Annotated in this window: 21 protein-coding genes and 1 tRNA gene; 1 reads left to right on the top strand and 21 read right to left on the bottom strand. The window is 42.6% G+C overall.

Features of this window, described 5'->3' with window-relative positions; translation table 11 throughout:
- From LC033_RS12930 to LC033_RS12830, 21 genes are all read right to left on the bottom strand, one after another.
- The coding region (locus LC033_RS12930) for a BRO-N domain-containing protein (protein ID WP_376776453.1) at positions 1-98 on the bottom strand (98 nt) is incomplete at its 3' end.
- A 156-nt stretch (positions 99-254) separates the two neighbouring features.
- Positions 255-734, bottom strand: a complete 480-nt coding sequence (locus tag LC033_RS12925; protein WP_226569063.1) for a DUF7296 family protein — start codon at positions 732-734, stop codon at positions 255-257.
- Positions 735-948: 214 nt separating this feature from the next.
- Positions 949-1296: a helix-turn-helix domain-containing protein gene (locus LC033_RS12920; protein ID WP_226569061.1), complete on the bottom strand. Its 348-nt coding sequence runs from the start codon at positions 1294-1296 to the stop codon at positions 949-951.
- The gene (locus LC033_RS12915; protein WP_226569059.1) at positions 1293-1481 is read right to left on the bottom strand and encodes a hypothetical protein; all 189 of its coding nucleotides are present in this window, start codon (positions 1479-1481) and stop codon (positions 1293-1295) included. Before LC033_RS12915 ends, LC033_RS12920 begins: the two co-directional genes overlap by 4 nt.
- Before the next feature lie 23 nt (positions 1482-1504).
- Positions 1505-1729: a helix-turn-helix domain-containing protein gene (locus tag LC033_RS12910; protein WP_226569056.1), complete on the bottom strand. Its 225-nt coding sequence runs from the start codon at positions 1727-1729 to the stop codon at positions 1505-1507.
- A 6-nt stretch (positions 1730-1735) separates the two neighbouring features.
- Complete coding sequence (locus LC033_RS12905; RefSeq protein WP_226569054.1) at positions 1736-2227, bottom strand: hypothetical protein; 492 nt, start codon at positions 2225-2227, stop codon at positions 1736-1738.
- Positions 2228-2239: 12 nt separating this feature from the next.
- Positions 2240-3085 carry a hypothetical protein gene (locus LC033_RS12900; RefSeq protein ID WP_226569052.1) on the bottom strand — a complete coding sequence of 282 codons (846 nt, stop codon included), beginning with the start codon at positions 3083-3085 and terminating at the stop codon, positions 2240-2242.
- Between the two features lie 160 nt (positions 3086-3245).
- Complete coding sequence (locus LC033_RS12895) at positions 3246-4232, bottom strand: tyrosine-type recombinase/integrase (RefSeq protein WP_226569050.1); 987 nt, start codon at positions 4230-4232, stop codon at positions 3246-3248.
- Positions 4233-4365: 133 nt separating this feature from the next.
- Positions 4366-4439: transfer RNA gene (locus LC033_RS12890), tRNA-Arg, on the bottom strand.
- A 120-nt stretch (positions 4440-4559) separates the two neighbouring features.
- Positions 4560-5084, bottom strand: a complete 525-nt coding sequence (locus LC033_RS12885; RefSeq protein WP_226569048.1) for a YfcE family phosphodiesterase — start codon at positions 5082-5084, stop codon at positions 4560-4562.
- 14 nt (positions 5085-5098) lie between these two features.
- Positions 5099-5701, bottom strand: coding sequence for an XTP/dITP diphosphatase (locus tag LC033_RS12880; RefSeq protein WP_226569046.1), 603 nt, complete (start codon positions 5699-5701; stop codon positions 5099-5101).
- Positions 5702-5711: 10 nt separating this feature from the next.
- On the bottom strand, positions 5712-6440 hold the full coding sequence (gene rph / locus LC033_RS12875) for a ribonuclease PH (RefSeq protein ID WP_226569045.1): 729 nt from the start codon (positions 6438-6440) through the stop codon (positions 5712-5714).
- A gap of 150 nt (positions 6441-6590) precedes the next feature.
- A complete protein-coding gene (locus LC033_RS12870) occupies positions 6591-7652 on the bottom strand; it encodes a GerMN domain-containing protein (protein ID WP_226569043.1) in 1062 nt (353 codons plus the stop codon).
- Positions 7653-7752: 100 nt separating this feature from the next.
- Entirely contained in the window at positions 7753-8571 is an 819-nt protein-coding gene (gene racE, locus LC033_RS12865) for a glutamate racemase (RefSeq protein WP_376776451.1), read from the bottom strand.
- 7 nt (positions 8572-8578) lie between these two features.
- Entirely contained in the window at positions 8579-9019 is a 441-nt protein-coding gene (locus tag LC033_RS12860) for a MarR family winged helix-turn-helix transcriptional regulator (RefSeq protein WP_226569041.1), read from the bottom strand.
- A 149-nt stretch (positions 9020-9168) separates the two neighbouring features.
- The gene (gerE, locus tag LC033_RS12855; RefSeq protein ID WP_003184172.1) at positions 9169-9393 is read right to left on the bottom strand and encodes a spore germination transcription factor GerE; all 225 of its coding nucleotides are present in this window, start codon (positions 9391-9393) and stop codon (positions 9169-9171) included.
- A 633-nt stretch (positions 9394-10026) separates the two neighbouring features.
- The gene (locus LC033_RS12850; RefSeq protein ID WP_226569038.1) at positions 10027-10740 is read right to left on the bottom strand and encodes a biotin--[acetyl-CoA-carboxylase] ligase; all 714 of its coding nucleotides are present in this window, start codon (positions 10738-10740) and stop codon (positions 10027-10029) included.
- A gap of 81 nt (positions 10741-10821) precedes the next feature.
- A complete protein-coding gene (locus LC033_RS12845; protein WP_226569036.1) occupies positions 10822-11280 on the bottom strand; it encodes an acyl-CoA thioesterase in 459 nt (152 codons plus the stop codon).
- Between the two features lie 114 nt (positions 11281-11394).
- Complete coding sequence (sdhB, locus tag LC033_RS12840; protein WP_226569033.1) at positions 11395-12159, bottom strand: succinate dehydrogenase iron-sulfur subunit; 765 nt, start codon at positions 12157-12159, stop codon at positions 11395-11397.
- A 1-nt stretch (position 12160) separates the two neighbouring features.
- Complete coding sequence (gene sdhA, locus LC033_RS12835; protein ID WP_226569031.1) at positions 12161-13921, bottom strand: succinate dehydrogenase flavoprotein subunit; 1761 nt, start codon at positions 13919-13921, stop codon at positions 12161-12163.
- A gap of 37 nt (positions 13922-13958) precedes the next feature.
- Positions 13959-14567: a succinate dehydrogenase cytochrome b558 subunit gene (locus LC033_RS12830; RefSeq protein ID WP_226569028.1), complete on the bottom strand. Its 609-nt coding sequence runs from the start codon at positions 14565-14567 to the stop codon at positions 13959-13961.
- Between the two features lie 280 nt (positions 14568-14847).
- Between LC033_RS12830 and LC033_RS12825 the strand changes: the two genes are divergently transcribed.
- Positions 14848-15291: a YslB family protein gene (locus LC033_RS12825; RefSeq protein ID WP_226569026.1), complete on the top strand. Its 444-nt coding sequence runs from the start codon at positions 14848-14850 to the stop codon at positions 15289-15291.
- Positions 15292-15415 lie beyond the last annotated feature (124 nt).

Raw genomic sequence — 15415 nt, 5'->3', positions numbered from 1 at the left:
TCACATACATCCTTTGCAACAAACCAAGGTTCACCATCCTTCACGACTGTTCTCACCTGTTGTTCTTGATAATTGAATACTTTTTGTAATTCGTTCATTACGATTCCTCCTCGTTTATTAGTAGCAATAATTTGGCGCTTAATTCAGATACCGGTACTTCTGCGCCGTCTTTAAATTGAGCGATGGTTCCCGGATGGAGTTCGTCGAGTGCTTCGTATATAGTAACGAGTTCATGTTTCGTAAACATAACGCACCTACTTTCGTTTATTGATTTCCGTGACTGTTCCGTCTTGGTAGAAAATACGTGCGTCGGGCGATGTCCCGCCGTATTCATCGGCCAAAAACTGTGCGTATTCTTCGATATTTCGGAATTTAATCTTTCCGCTAAATTTCCGGAAGATGTTTTGCTGCCAATGAGGCTCCGTATGGATTTCGTAAGCTCCGTAGCTATCGTCCCAAGATTCCTCAATATCGCCTAAACCGTCGTATATTGACACATCGTATCCGTTTTCGTTGATTTCGGATAGAGATACTTCATCTCCGTGGCTCCACCTATCCCCGCAACAACCGCAGTCAATTCCATAAGAGACTCCGTTGAAATAAACGCCTAAATCCTCCGCAATAGAATCGGCTTCAGATAAGGTCTCTGCTTCGATAAATAATCGATCACATAACTTATCGTTTACTTCGAAATAGCCGCCGCTGTTATTCTGCGTGTATTCATAAAACGTCATATTACCGCCTTCTTTCCGTTTATTTTTAAAACCGTAGCAATTCGTTCGCTTACGCTCACTCTTTGCAAATATCTTTTATCGCGATAGATATATCTTTTAAATAATTATTTGTGCGAAAGGTTTTAATTGAGCGCTATTATTTAATTGAGTATAGATAATGAATATAGTAAATGAGTATAGTTCGTCTGTCGTTTGAGCAAGGGACGGCTTCACCTCATGAACCCCTGCCTTCATCGAATGAGGGCGGTATGGGAAGTAATACGTAAAGATTCGATAGCTGACCGCTCTCCTTACTTTTCCGTTCTCGGATATCGATCAAGCCGACATCTTTCAGTTTTTTCAGCGCCGACCTCACCGTATTTTCCGAACACAGGCACTCCGCTGCCAAAGTTTTAACGGAAGGAAACGACTGCTTACTATGATTATCCGCGTGCATCGAGAGCATCGTATATACGAGTTTCTGAGCGCTCTTATCGAGAATTTTACCGTCAGCCAGTACGCTACTTGCGACTTGGGTAAATTTATGTTCGCGAAGATCTAAAACGCCTACCCGATCGTTCATGAAAACGCATCCTTATCGAAGACTTTTGCTAGTACGTAGCCTCTCGCTTCAATGAAGTGAATTAACCTTTCCGCGTTCTTTCTTCCGTTTTCCTGATCTCCGCCCATGTTATGTGCCTCTGACATAAAAATCGTTAAATCGCGGAAAAATTCTTCATCTTTTGTAGTTGAACGATCTTCATACATTCGACCACCTCCTATTCCCACTTCTACTTAATCATACGAACCGTATTCGTTGAGCATCGACATTTATCTGCGATAGTCTGAACGCTTGGGTGCGACTTCTTACTCGTATTGTCTGCGTAGAAACAAAGAACGGCGTATACGAGTTTCTGAACCGGCTTATCCAAATACGTTTCGTCTGCGATAACCGACTTCGTTACTCGGACGAATCTGTGGTCGTGAAAGTCGATCGGTCGCTTTTCGTTTGGCATGCGGCATCAACCTCCGAATACGTAGTTTTCCGCGATTTCAAGTACGGCTTCTCTACTAGCGTGCAAAAGGATCGTATCCATTTTACGGTGTGGATACTTCCCATTTTGTGCTTTAGGCGCACTAAGACGTTGTTTATGAAGTCTCGAAAATTGCACTCCGAGGGTCGACTCGACTTCCGTATAGAAAGGTCGTAGGCGCACCGGGTCGGACTTACCTATTTTTTCATAAAGAATCGAAATGAGTTCGCTCGCCGCCTTTTCATCGGATAGCCCTTTAAGTCGATTGTAAGTAGGATCCGCTTTACGCGGAGTCGGTAGCGCCTTTTCAACTCGGTTACGGATGTCGCTCAACTCAATTCCTCCGGAAACTGATGGCTTTTCTTCTACATCTAGCAATCGCTGCGCAAACTGTGGAAATAAAGACTTCGCAATCTCCGTGTATTCTGCTCCGAAAATATAAGCTACTCCGCCATCTTTTACGTTTTTAATACTAATCATTTGAATCGCCCCTTATCCGTTTATAATAATTGAATCTTTTTCGTCTATCGATCTATCAATCGTACGCATTAACGTTTGCATTGCATGAATCGCTTTCCTATATTCTTCTTTGCCTTCGTCAATCATTCCGTTAAATTCTTGGGCAAAGTGCGTCAAATGACCGTACTTTTCCACAAACTTACGAACATCTTCGGAAAACTCGTATACGGTATACGTGATCGCATCTCCGTTAGTCACGCGAGTTGCTCGGCCTTCGTACATCGAAATATCTCCGAACAGTTCTTTATAGCGCTCATTCTCAGCTATCAGCTTCGGATCAGGCCTTTCGACTTCGACATACTCGGTTAATGTTTCCGGTTCGGCTTCTTCGACTCGTTCGAGTTTGTCACGCAATATATCCGCTTCCCGCTCCGCTTGTTTGAGCGCTGCCTCTGCCGCCTCCTTCTCCGCCAATAGCTGTCGATATTCTTTCAACGTTTTAACTTCGCCATCAAGGACCGCTTGTTTCGCCTGCCGTTTTGGTTCGGTTGACTCTGCGGATGGGCGTGCGATTTCGTACGTTAGTGAGACGGGGAGGTCTTCGAGTAGATCGGCTTGTTCGTAACAATTTGTTACTAACGAATACCTGTGGATCAATCTGTTTACATTCATCTTATTCATTCCTAGTGAAGCAACCCACCCATCAAAGCACCCGTACCCATTCTTGGCGAGTCTATCTTGTGCCTCCTTCAATTCTCTCCCTAATTCCGTGTATGCTTTGCCCACAATCTCACGCATATTGTTTTCTTTATTGCGAAGAAATTCAGCCGTACTGTCATCGAGTTGTTCGTAATGAAATGTCTTAATCTCGTTTGTCATTCGTATACCCCCTTCACGAAATAATACCCGCGACTTTTCAAAACCGCACAATAAATATAAAATTTTTTCGCTCTCACTTATAGATGCGTATAAACTTTTCGAAACGGACACCGTTTTGGACAAAAAAAAATAACCCCGCCTAAAAAGACGAGGTTCATTTCTATAAAAACTTGCGTAGATTATCTGCTACTTCGTTTTTGTCTAGATGAAGATATTGAGATGTTACAGCAAGATTGCTATGCCCGAGCGCTAAGGAAATGTCCGTAATCCTTGCACCTTTCTCCAATAGTGATTTCGCAAATCCTCTGCGAAGAGCGTGTGGACTGATATTTTTCAGCCCATATTTCTTCGCATATTTATTTAATCGCTTTTGAATATTGTTGTTCGATTGGGTTGCTGATACTCTTTTTCCATTTCTCGTAATAAAGACAAAATCGTTTTTCTGTCCGTATTCTCGCTTAATCGCGCGATTATACTTAATAAGCACGGATAGCATTCGATGAAGCATTTCGTCAAACGGAAGAATAATCGGCTGTCTGTTTTTAATAATATTACCGCTCAAATTAAGTGTATCAGATTCAAAATCAATGTGTAATTCCTCTAAACTCGCAAGTGTATTTATTCTTATACCCGTTTTGAAAATAAGCTGCGCGGCTGTCGCATCACGAAGATGTACGAAGTTACTCAGATCCAATACGGACATAAGAATCGAAAGTTCCCGCTCTGTAGCACCTTCCTTAACATACTTATCGACCTTGACATTTACCGTCCTCCAGAACTTCGTACCGATCCATCCGTTATCAAAACATCGAGAAAGAAACGCTTTTAAACATTTCAAACGTGTTAGCTGTGTTTGTTTACTAACGTCCATTTTTCCGATCCAATTATATAAATCATCCTTATTTATCTCGTCTACATACGCCAGACTTTCTGATTCTTTAAAATGCGTCACATGATGAACATAATCGCTAATTGTCCGCGGGCGGTTCCCGCTGATCTCCATTTGGCGCATAATAGTCGCGAGAGCCTTTTCGATGGTAATTCGATCACCCTCGCGTTTTTTCGGAATAGCCACCGGTGACTTTTGCGCCCGAGTCAAATCAGAAAAATCTTCGTCAATTGTGAAAATCGGTTTCTTTTTCGTCAACAAAAAACGCCTCCTACTTCGTTTAATTGAACGGTTCAAAATTGCGTCGGTTTTTTAATTGACCGATACATTGACCGTTACATTTAACGGGTAGAAAGCGTGATATGACGGGCTTTAACGCCCATTTACGAGACGTCCCAGGAGAGATTCGAACTCCCGACCGACGGCTTAGAAGGCCGTTGCTCTATCCTGCTGAGCTACTGGGACATGTTGTTATGTAGTGTGCTAAGCTGTATTACCTCAGCGACAAGATTTATTATATTACTATTGTTCTTTAAAGTCAACGGTTTTTCGAAAGTTTTTTCATAAGGAGCAGATGATGCACCCTTATGAAATACCTTCCAATGTGACGGTGTTTTCGAGGTCTGGTATCGCGAGACCTTCGTCCGTGTAAAATTGTACGTTTGCTTCGCTTCCATCTAGTGTCAGTATAGCATAGCTGCGCTCTTTTCGCACTCTTGGCAGGTGGACGCTGCCTGGGTTGATGAGTAGCTTTCCTCTTAACAGCTCACTGCCCGGGATGTGCGAGTGGCCAAAACAGATAATGTCTGCTCCTAGCTCTTCTGCACGGTAGTAGACTTGAAGCAAGGATTGTTTGATGCCATGCAGATGTCCGTGGGTAAGAAATAGTTTTCCGCCTCCATCAAGTGGGAGCAGGAGCTCTTCTTCAAATTCGCCCATAAAGTCACAATTTCCTTTGACGACTTTGTATCCTTCGAGTGCTGGGTGGTTCGTTTCGAGTTCTGAATCTCCACAGTGAATCATCATGTCTACCTTAGCTGTATACCGTTTGGCAATGGTTTGAAGTTCGTCTGTGAGTCCATGACTATCACTAATGATGAGTATCTTCATGGCTTCATTCCCCCTTATTCATTTGCGTCTAGAAGTGATGAAAGCTTTTGAAGCGCAACCGCTCGATGGCTAATCTTGTTTTTCTCATTTGGTGATAATTGGGCCATCGTTTGGTCTTTGTCTTTGACGATGAAAATTGGGTCGTATCCGAAGCCGTTTTCACCAATCGGTTCTTCTGCGATGAAGCCTTCTACTGATCCTTCTACCGTTTGGGTTTCTTTGCCTGGTATGCTGACAGCAAGGGCACATCTGAATCTGGCTGTGCGGTCTTCTTTTTCAATTCCTTTAAGCTCGCTCAGCACTTTCCTTACATTCTCAGCATCGTCTTTATGCTCACCAGCATATCTCGCTGAATAGACGCCAGGTTTCCCGCCAAGATAATCAATTGAAAGACCAGAATCGTCTGCGATCACCATTTCACCTGCTTTGGCCTGAATCGACTCGGCTTTGATCATCGCATTTTCTTCGAAGGTTTGTCCTGTTTCTTCGATCTCTTCCGTAAATCCAATATCCACTAGTGTTTTGACCGTGAAGCCCTTTTGCTCAAGAATGGCTTTGAATTCTTTCGCTTTACCCGGATTATGCGTTGCGATGATGGCTGTTTTCATCCTGATCAAACCCTTCTGCTTATTCGATGACTTCTCCTGTCACTGCTTTTTGCTTTTCAATTAATTCCTTAATGCCCTTTTCGGCTAGATCAAGCAGTCCGTTTAGCTGCTCTCTTGAAAAAGTGGCTTCTTCGCCTGTTCCTTGAAGTTCAACAAAGCGTCCAGCTCCTGTCATGATAACATTCATATCCACTTCAGCCGAAGAATCTTCTACATAATTTAAATCTAACAGAAGTCCCTGCTTAGAATCAATTCCCACGGATATCGCCGCTAAATAATCAGTAATTGGATTTTCTTTCATGACCCCTTCTGCTCGAAGCTTTTGAATCGCAAGTGTCATGGCAACAAAAGCACCTGTGATGGACGCCGTCCGTGTTCCGCCGTCTGCTTGAATGACATCACAATCAATCCAAATCGTGCGCTCCCCAAGCTTTTCTAAGTCAACGACTGCGCGGAGTGCTCGTCCAATCAACCGCTGAATTTCCATTGTACGTCCTGTGACTTTTCCTTTAGAAGATTCTCTAATCGTTCTTTGCGCTGTTGCTCTTGGAAGCATGCTATATTCTGCTGTGATCCAGCCTTTTCCTTCTCCTCTTAAAAAAGGAGGTACACGGTCTTCGATTGATGCGTTACAAATCACCTTTGTATTTCCCGCTGAGATTAAGACAGAGCCTTCTGGATGCGTAATGTAGCCTGCCTCTATTTCAATTTTTCTTAATTCATCATATTGTCTTTCATCTAATCTCATGATTTACCTCCGTTACGATATACATTCCGCGTGATGTCAGCAGGGTTCTCTTAATAACTTTGACAACCTCAGCCGGTTCTAATCGCTTGGAATAAAAAAGAGGCAGCGAATAGGCATGCCTCTTTTTCTCCATTATATCAATGTGTGACGTTAAAAACTACCTGTATTCACTTGTTCTGGTCTCGAAACCGGCTTTGTAAGCTCTGCTCCTTTTTCGTTCACAAGCTCTGCCTTTCCGTTTACCTTCACAGATACGCTTTTGACATCCGGCAGCTCTGTTAATGTGAGGACAATACTATCGAGCACTTTTTGTGAAATGACTTTTTTCTTTTCATCTACACTGCCAAAAATGGATTCATTGAAATCAAGTGTCACATGACCGTCTTTTACTTTTGGTACATCATTCAGCTTGACATCTTGGTCAAAGTCTGTGAGCAAATGGCTTGTTTTGCTTGGCCCAGAAACCAGCTCATCAATGGCTGCTGTAATTGGATCATCCTCGTCTTTTGGCGCTCTTGTTGTGACCGGGACGTAGTAGGTCTGCTCATCAGATTCAGATAAGTAGTAAACGGTCACTGGCTTTGTCGCCGTCATATCCGCAGCCGCCTCGTGCTGAATATTAATGCCATCCTCTCTGCTTAGATCATCTGAGATCGGTGTGCCGTTCACAGGCATTTCTTTTAATTCATGCCCATTCATCTTCAATTTGACTTTGGCTACCGAATCAAACTGCGTTAATGTCCAAGTGACAGATTGCAATATCCGCTGTTCGTCTTCTTTTTTATAGTTTTTGAATTCATTTGAAAAATCAACAACCGCAGTTCCGTCTTTAATATCGACAGATACTCTCGTGTCAGCCGGCAAAACGGCTCTGAATCCATTTGGCATTAGGTTGGAAATGGGCCCTCCATCCACGAGATATTCAAGGGTTTGTTTGGCACTTCCTTCGTTTTTCGGAAGCGGAATAGATTGAGACACGACATATCCGTTTTTATCAATTAAATATAATTCTCTCATAACCGTATCTGCCTGCTTCTCTTCTTTTCCTTCTTTGGCTGTTTGTTTGTCTTCTTTATTTTCTTTCACATATGTGACATTTTGCGGTGGATCAATCTCTGTTTTCGCTTGGTCTGTTTGAAATAATCCACATCCTGATAAAAGCATGGCTGACGCGATACACGTAACAGCTGCTGTAGATCCTTTTTTTAGCATACTTCACCCTCCTCTGGTAGTTTGTACTACTATGTATACGAGCTCCCTGAGAGAATTAGACCCTTTTCATAAAAAAATAACCCACTCAAATAGAAGCGGGTTATTGCTGATAAACCTGTTCAAGTGACACAGTTTCGACCTTCCCTGGTAGGTAACCGAACCAGTCACGAGCAATATTTTGAAAATTTTGCTGCTGCCCTGTTGTGTAAAATGTATGAACGGGTGCTTCCTTAGAAGCATTTAACAGTCCTTTGTATGAAAGAATCGTACTTGCTTCTCTAGCAGTCTCATCCCCTGATGAAATGATGCTCACATCACTGCCCATAAAACGCTGAATCGGCTCTTTTAAAATAGGATAGTGCGTGCAGCCAAGAATGAGCGTATCAATTCCTGTTTCTTTCATTGGCTCAAGAGAGGCTTTCACAACTTCATCTGCTGTATGATCTAAAAACGTACCGCTTTCCACAAATGGAACAAGCATTGGACAAGCCAGGCTTTGAACCGTTAGACCTGCTTTTAAAGAGAGCAGCGCTTCTTTATAGGCCTCGCTTTTGATCGTATTGGCCGTGCCAATGACGCCAATATGCTGGTTACTTGTCACCTTGATAGCGGTGCGGGATCCGGGCTGGATCACGCCAATGACCGGGATATCGAGCGTTGCTTTGGTTTCATCAAGTGCAATCGCCGTCGCTGTGTTGCACGCAATGACGAGCATTTTAATATGGTGATGTCTCAATAAGTGTTGCGCTATTTCCCACGTATATTGAAGAACCTCTTCTTCTTTCCTCGGGCCATACGGACATCGTTTTGTATCGCCTACGTAAATGATTTTCTCTTTTGGCAGTTGTCTCATGATTTCCTTCGCAACGGTTAAACCGCCAACACCGGAATCAATGACGCCGATTGGTTGATCCAACAAAATCGCCTCATTTTCTTTTCATTTGCTGCTGTAGTTTCATTAAGGATTGGTTGAAAACGATGGCTTCTTCTTCTGAGAAAGCCCCTAGAAGTTCACTGACGTATTCTTGGCGTTTGATAATCACTTCTTGAATGATCCGCTCGCCTTCAGGCAATAAATGAATGCGAACCACGCGGCGGTCAGAAGGATCTTTCACCCGTTCGACAAGTTCACTTTTTTCCATTCTATCAATTAAATCGGTTGTCGTGCTACAAGCCAAATACATCTTTTGTGATAGCTCACCTATTGTCATATCTCCGAATTCAAAAAGCCATTGTAGCCCTACAAATTGAGGAGGTGTAATCGTATATTGATTCAGAATTTCTCTGCCTTTTTGCTTAATAATTGCGGCAATATGGCGCAATGATTTTTCAATCTCTGCAACATGGTTGAACTCATTCGTTTCCATTTCATTGATACCTCACTATAGCATCTCACTTTGATTAAAATGTACATTCCTATTTTCCTCGTTTTTCAAAGAAAATGCAAGAAGAGACTCAAGGAAATCACATAGAAATAACCGGTTCCTCCCCGATGTGGAAGGAAAACCGGCTGACTTTAGAGCTCTAGCTCACCCATACGCAGAAGCTCGACTACGGCCTGTGAACGACCCTTGACTCCCAACTTTTGCATGGCATTCGAAATATGATTTCGAACAGTCTTTTCGCTAATAAAAAGCTCGCTTGCAATTTCTTTTGTTGTTTTATCTTGGACGAGCAATTCAAATACTTCTCTTTCTCTTTTGGTTAATAGCGGCTTGGATTGAAACTCTTTCTCCTTCAAGTATTGTAACCCTCCTTGCTAAGGTGAGAGCTCTAGTCTCTATAGAATGGGATTCGGTATAGTCGAGATATCATATGCCGATTGCCTGAGGTAGGTGACGTTAAAATAGAGAAATCCTGCATATCAGCGTCCAATTTGTTACGCTTCAAGCAGCAAAAAAAGGACGAGTCTCATGTAGAGACACAGGCTGTCGAGAAAATTGACACCCTTTTTTCATTTTCTCTCTTAAATTATCCATTCCCTCATTTTATCATAAAGAAAAGCCTTCAAAAGGATGGTATCTGCCATGTTCTACACAAGGAATTCTTCACAGAACGAAGCTGAATTTGTACTGCTCGACCAACTTGTCGAAGAGAATCACCTGTTCCGTAAAATTGACAAGTACGTAGATTTGATACACAAAACTATATAAAAGACTTGGATGAAGCCTCTATTTAGATCACCGAACAACGGATACGTAACGCCTGGTCATATTCATGATTCTCCACCTTATCTTGACAGATTAGATCACCAATTCGCACGACCTTGGTTTTTAAGTAGAATTCAAAACCATTTAAAACAAAAAAACTTGTAGAAAAACATAGGTTTCTCTACAAGCTGAGCAGACGAGGAAATCGTCTGCTTTTTATAATTTTAGAGAGGTGCATCAATATCTCCGGCAGAATGGGCTTTTATATGTCCTAGGTCATCTTTTAGTTGCAGATGGCCGTAGCGGTTGACCCCGCAGCAAATGCCTTCTTGCCATGTTTGTTTTTCACGATCTAATGAAATGCGAAGCGGTTGATTGAGGCGAAATAATCGTTTGTTGTAGAGTGCAGTGAGTGCTTCAAAGCCTTCGTTTTGCCAGCGTGTATAGTATTTTTCAAAAGCCGTCGTCAAGTTTTTCACAAGCTGGTCTGCACTGACATCTGTCAGCTCTGATAAACAAATGGTTTTGTACGGGACATGCTGAGGCTTCGTCTGCACATTGATGCCAACACCGATATAGATGGCACTGCGGTCTGCTTCAATTAATGTGCCGGATACCTTTGCCTCATGAATGACAATATCATTTGGCCATTTGATCGCTAGCTGCTCCTCAGCCCTCATGAGTGGTTTGAGTACATCATAGATCGCTAGTGCCGTTAGCGGGGCAATCGTTGATTGGGTGGACAATTCTTCTGGCGGCTTTACCGTTATAGTCACGGCGACATTCCCTGAAGGCGTTTCCCACGGTCTGCCGAGCCTGCCTCTTCCTGCTGTCTGCTGACGGGAATAGACAGCAAATGAAGGCACTTCTCCTTGTTGAATAAGCCTTTTCGCTTCATTATTCGTACTATCAATGATATCATATTGAAAAATCTTCATGTGTTCTCCTTTTGTTTTTTCATGATATGATCTTTTTATTATAACAAAACGAAGCATACACGGTTGATAGAGGGTGATTAATTAATTTCGCTGAGCCTGAAATGTCTCTTTTTCTTCTTCTGTAAATGGGACAGGTGCGCCTGTATCTTTGCTAATTTGCACCATTGTCACAGAGCCCGTAAAGCATGGTTCCTGCTGTTCACTTTCTCCTAAGTAATGAAGGATGAGTGAGCTTGACCCGACTTTTTCCGGCTTTACGTATACACGCAGCCTCTCACCGATCTCCACCTGCTTGATGTAATCACATTGCAGGTTTGCAACGACGGTGATGGTCTCTTTCACTCGCTTCATTCGTTTATCCACAAGTCCTGTTTTTTGAAAAAAAGCAATCCGTGCCTCTTCAAAATACACAAAAGGGGTGACATTGTTCATGTGGCCAAACATATCCGTTTCTGAAAAACGGACGGTGGTTTCCACATAAAATCGAAAGGATGCCCTCCATTGCTCAAACGGTTCTTCAATATATGACGGCATTCTCATTTAATCAACTCCTTATTTACAAACAAACGCCTCTCCCGAATGGAAGAGGCGTTTTTATGCATCCAGCCTCTTGTAAACACTCATCATGATTGGCAAAGAGGACTGAATGTGATGTTATTCTGCGTGATCGCTTCCGAAGAAGTTACGGAAAGCTTGTAATGTTGTATCTCTGTTAAGTGCTGCAATAGACGTTGTCAGCGGGATCCCTTTCGGACAAGCCTGCACACAGTTTTGAGAGTTCCCACAGTTAGCAAGACCCCCATCACCCATAATTTCTTCTAGGCGGTCTGACTTATTCATCGCACCTGTCGGATGTGCGTTAAATAGACGAACTTGCGAAAGCGGTGCAGGTCCCATAAAGGAAGATTTATCATTGACGTTTGGACAAGCTTCTAGGCAGACACCACATGTCATACATTTAGAAAGCTCATACGCCCATTGACGTTTTTTCTCAGGCATTCTTGGTCCAGGTCCAAGATCATATGTGCCATCGATTGGCACCCATGCTTTGACTTTTTTCAAGGAGTTAAACATACGGCTTCTATCAACCTGCAAGTCTCTGACAACTGGGAATGTCTTCATCGGCTGAAGACGGATCGGCTGCTCTAACTTGTCAATCAGTGCTGTACATGACTGGCGAGGTGATCCATTAATGACCATGGAACAAGCACCACACACCTCTTCAAGACAGTTCATATCCCAGTTGATGGCCGTTGTTTTTTCACCTTGTTTATTAACCGGGTTACGTCTAATTTCCATGAGAGCGGAAATGACGTTCATATTCGGACGGTAAGGGATTTCAAATTCCTCATCATAAGACTTTCCATCTGCTGTATCTTGACGTGTGATAATGAAATGAATCGTGTTTTTTTCACTCATCTTATTTCTCCACCTTTTTCTTCGAGTAATCTCGTTTACGAGGTGCAATTAACGATACATCGACGTCCTCATAGTGGAATGCTGGTTTTTGATTCTTCCCTTTGAACGTAGCCATCGTTGTTTTTAGGAATTCATCGTCGTTTCTTTCTGGGAATTCCGGTTTATAGTGTGCGCCTCGGCTTTCATTCCGGTTGTATGCCCCGATCGTAATGACTCTTGCTAGCTGAAGCATGTTGTCAAGCTGACGGGTAAACGCAGCGCCTTGGTTGCTCCATGATGCTGTATCGTTGATGTTGATATGCTTATAGCGCTCCATCAGTTCTTCAATCTTCTGATCTGTTTTTAAGAGTTTGTCATTGTAACGAACCACTGTGACGTTATCCGTCATCCATTCTCCAAGCTCTTTATGAAGAACGTATGCATTTTCTGTCCCATCCATGCTGAGAATGTTGTCCCATTTCTCCTGCTCTTTCTTCACGGCGCTGTCAAATGTTGCAGAAGATAGGTCTTCCGCAGACTTTTCAAGACTGCTAATGTACTTCACTGCATTTGGTCCAGCGACCATTCCGCCGTAAATCGCAGAAAGCAAGGAGTTTGCGCCAAGTCTGTTTCCTCCATGCATAGAGTAATCACATTCTCCAGCAGCGAACAAGCCTTTGATATTGGTCATTTGATCATAATCGACCCATAATCCGCCCATCGAGTAATGAACAGCAGGGAAAATTTTCATCGGAAGCTTACGCGGGTCATCACCCATGAATTTTTCATAGATTTCAATGATTCCGCCAAGCTTAATATCAAGCTCTTTTGGATCTTTATGAGAAAGATCCAGGTATACCATGTTTTCTCCGTTGATACCAAGCTTTTGCACGACACATACGTCGAAAATTTCACGCGTTGCGATGTCACGTGGTACAAGGTTCCCGTATGCTGGGTATTTTTCTTCAAGGAAGTACCAAGGCTTCCCGTCTTTATATGTCCAAACTCGTCCGCCTTCACCACGAGCCGATTCACTCATGAGACGAAGCTTGTCATCTCCTGGGATGGCTGTTGGGTGAATTTGAATGAATTCTCCATTTGCATAATGAGCACCTTGCTGATAAACGATTGATGCCGCTGATCCGGTATTAATCATGGAGTTCGTTGATTTACCAAATACGATTCCAGGACCGCCTGTTGCCATGATGACTGCATCTGAACGGAAGGATTCAATTTCCATTGTCGTCAGGTTTTGCGCGACAATGCCTCGGCATACTTCCCCGTCATCTAAAACAGCGCCAAGGAATTCCCAGCCTTCATATTTCGTTACAAGTCCTGCTACTTCATAGCGACGAACCTGCTCATCCAGTGCATATAATAGCTGCTGACCCGTTGTGGCACCAGCAAATGCTGTACGATGGTGCTGTGTTCCACCGAAGCGGCGGAAGTCCAGTAATCCTTCTGGTGTTCTGTTAAACATGACACCCATACGATCAAGTAAGTGGATAATGGACGGCGCTGCTTCACACATTGCCTTTACTGGTGGCTGGTTAGCTAAGAAATCTCCGCCATATACCGTATCATCAAAATGCTCATAAGGTGAATCCCCTTCACCTTTTGTATTCACCGCGCCGTTAATTCCTCCCTGTGCACATACAGAATGTGAACGTTTCACAGGTACGATTGAAAATAGTTTAACAGCTGTTCCCGCTTCTGCTGCTTTTATAGTTGCCATGAGACCAGCTAAGCCGCCTCCGACAACGATGATGCTAGAATTACTCATTGTAGCCCCTCTCCCTCTTCTACTAATCTATTTCCTCTTAAACAAAAGCGAAAATTGCTCTTAGCCCTACATATGAAAGCGCTATAAATATACCTAATGTCACATATGTGGAGATTCTTTGTGAGCGTGGTGAAACGGTAATTCCCCAGCTGACAGCAAATGACCACAAGCCATTAGCAAAGTGGAAAATAGTAGATAAAATGCCGACAATATAGAAGCCTAGCATAAATGGAGAGCTTAAAATATTCGCCATCATGTCATAGTTTACTTCAGCCCCAAGCTGCGCTTGAATTCTTGTTTCCCATACGTGCCAAGTGACAAAAACCAATGTAATGATACCTGTAATCCTTTGCAGTCTGAACAACCAGTTTCTTAAGTAACTGAAGCGAGACGTGTTGTTTTGTGCCGTAAAGGCTATATACACCCCATAAACAGCATGATAGATCAGTGGTAAGAAAATCACGAACAGCTCAAGTGCATATCTGAATGGAAGCTGTTCCATAAAGTGTGCAGCTTTGTTAAACGCCTCTGGTCCGTTCGTCGCAAAATGGTTAATCACTAAGTGCTGTACTAAAAATAGACCGACCGGAATGACGCCAAGCAAAGAATGCAATCTCCGATAAAAAAATTCTTTGTTCCCCGACATTACTTTACCCCCTAGTAAAAAGTGCAATTGCTTGAAAATTGTCTTACCCCCGCTTCTTTCAAATGTAAGCACTTTATTCAAATTTATTGACAATTTCATTTTACTCCTATGTCAAAAAAGCGTCAAGAAACCGCGTACATAAATTAATATTTTCCGAAATTTAAAAGTTTTAAATCAAAATTCGTTTTACTACAATAAGAATTTCTTAGACTTCAGGGAAAACTCTGTCATCATATGCCAACATAAGCTATAATAAATTGTTGAAAGAGGGGAGCCGCCAATGAATAAATTCGAATCTCAATTAGAACAGCTAAAAGAAATTGAAGTCAATGGATTTGCTTACGAGCTGATACGCGAAGTTCTGCTGCCTGACATTCTTGGTAAGGATCATTCATCTATGATGTATTTTGCGGGTAAGCTGCTTGCTCGTAAATTTCCTCAAGAGTCATGGGAGAAGATCCCCGAATTTTTCCATGATGCCGGATGGGGGACACTCACTATGGTCCATTCTAAAAAACAGGAAATTGAGTTTGAGCTCGAAGGTTCACTAGTATCGAATCGACTCACCTATCAAAAGGAGCCGTGCTTTCAAATAGAAGCAGGTTTTATTGCTGAACAGATTCAGCTTCTCAATCAGCACGTTGCTGAATCCTATGAACAAGTGAAAAAGCGTGCTGATAAAGTCATTTTAACCGTTAAATGGGATTTAAGAGACCCTAGCTAACACTACTTATGAAAGGCGAGGACTTTAGGTCACGCCTTTTTTATAAGCCTTCTTCTATCATAGCACATTTAGAGAATGGGTTTACGCACGTTTTACTTTCTTGATATGCGGCCAATTCAAATAT

The sequence above is a fragment of the Bacillus stratosphericus genome (genome assembly GCF_020524495.1).
GTDB lineage: Bacteria > Bacillota > Bacilli > Bacillales > Bacillaceae > Bacillus > Bacillus stratosphericus_B.
The sequence above is the reverse complement of the archived record's forward strand: the minus strand, read 5'-3'. Positions and strand labels throughout refer to the sequence as shown.

Coding starts and splice junctions, on each gene's coding strand:
- rph (WP_226569045.1), bottom strand. CDS start 6,440: ATGAGATTAGATGAAAGACAATATGATGAATTAAGAAAAATTGAAATA.
- LC033_RS12860 (WP_226569041.1), bottom strand. CDS start 9,019: ATGGAAACGAATGAGTTCAACCATGTTGCAGAGATTGAAAAATCATTG.
- LC033_RS12825 (WP_226569026.1), top strand. CDS start 14,848: ATGAATAAATTCGAATCTCAATTAGAACAGCTAAAAGAAATTGAAGTC.
- LC033_RS12910 (WP_226569056.1), bottom strand. CDS start 1,729: ATGCCAAACGAAAAGCGACCGATCGACTTTCACGACCACAGATTCGTC.
- LC033_RS12905 (WP_226569054.1), bottom strand. CDS start 2,227: ATGATTAGTATTAAAAACGTAAAAGATGGCGGAGTAGCTTATATTTTC.
- LC033_RS12925 (WP_226569063.1), bottom strand. CDS start 734: ATGACGTTTTATGAATACACGCAGAATAACAGCGGCGGCTATTTCGAA.
- sdhB (WP_226569033.1), bottom strand. CDS start 12,159: ATGAGTGAAAAAAACACGATTCATTTCATTATCACACGTCAAGATACA.
- LC033_RS12915 (WP_226569059.1), bottom strand. CDS start 1,481: ATGTATGAAGATCGTTCAACTACAAAAGATGAAGAATTTTTCCGCGAT.
- sdhA (WP_226569031.1), bottom strand. CDS start 13,921: ATGAGTAATTCTAGCATCATCGTTGTCGGAGGCGGCTTAGCTGGTCTC.
- LC033_RS12885 (WP_226569048.1), bottom strand. CDS start 5,084: ATGAAGATACTCATCATTAGTGATAGTCATGGACTCACAGACGAACTT.
- LC033_RS12850 (WP_226569038.1), bottom strand. CDS start 10,740: ATGAAGATTTTTCAATATGATATCATTGATAGTACGAATAATGAAGCG.
- LC033_RS12920 (WP_226569061.1), bottom strand. CDS start 1,296: ATGAACGATCGGGTAGGCGTTTTAGATCTTCGCGAACATAAATTTACC.
- LC033_RS12845 (WP_226569036.1), bottom strand. CDS start 11,280: ATGAGAATGCCGTCATATATTGAAGAACCGTTTGAGCAATGGAGGGCA.
- LC033_RS12870 (WP_226569043.1), bottom strand. CDS start 7,652: ATGCTAAAAAAAGGATCTACAGCAGCTGTTACGTGTATCGCGTCAGCC.
- LC033_RS12830 (WP_226569028.1), bottom strand. CDS start 14,567: ATGTCGGGGAACAAAGAATTTTTTTATCGGAGATTGCATTCTTTGCTT.
- LC033_RS12900 (WP_226569052.1), bottom strand. CDS start 3,085: ATGACAAACGAGATTAAGACATTTCATTACGAACAACTCGATGACAGT.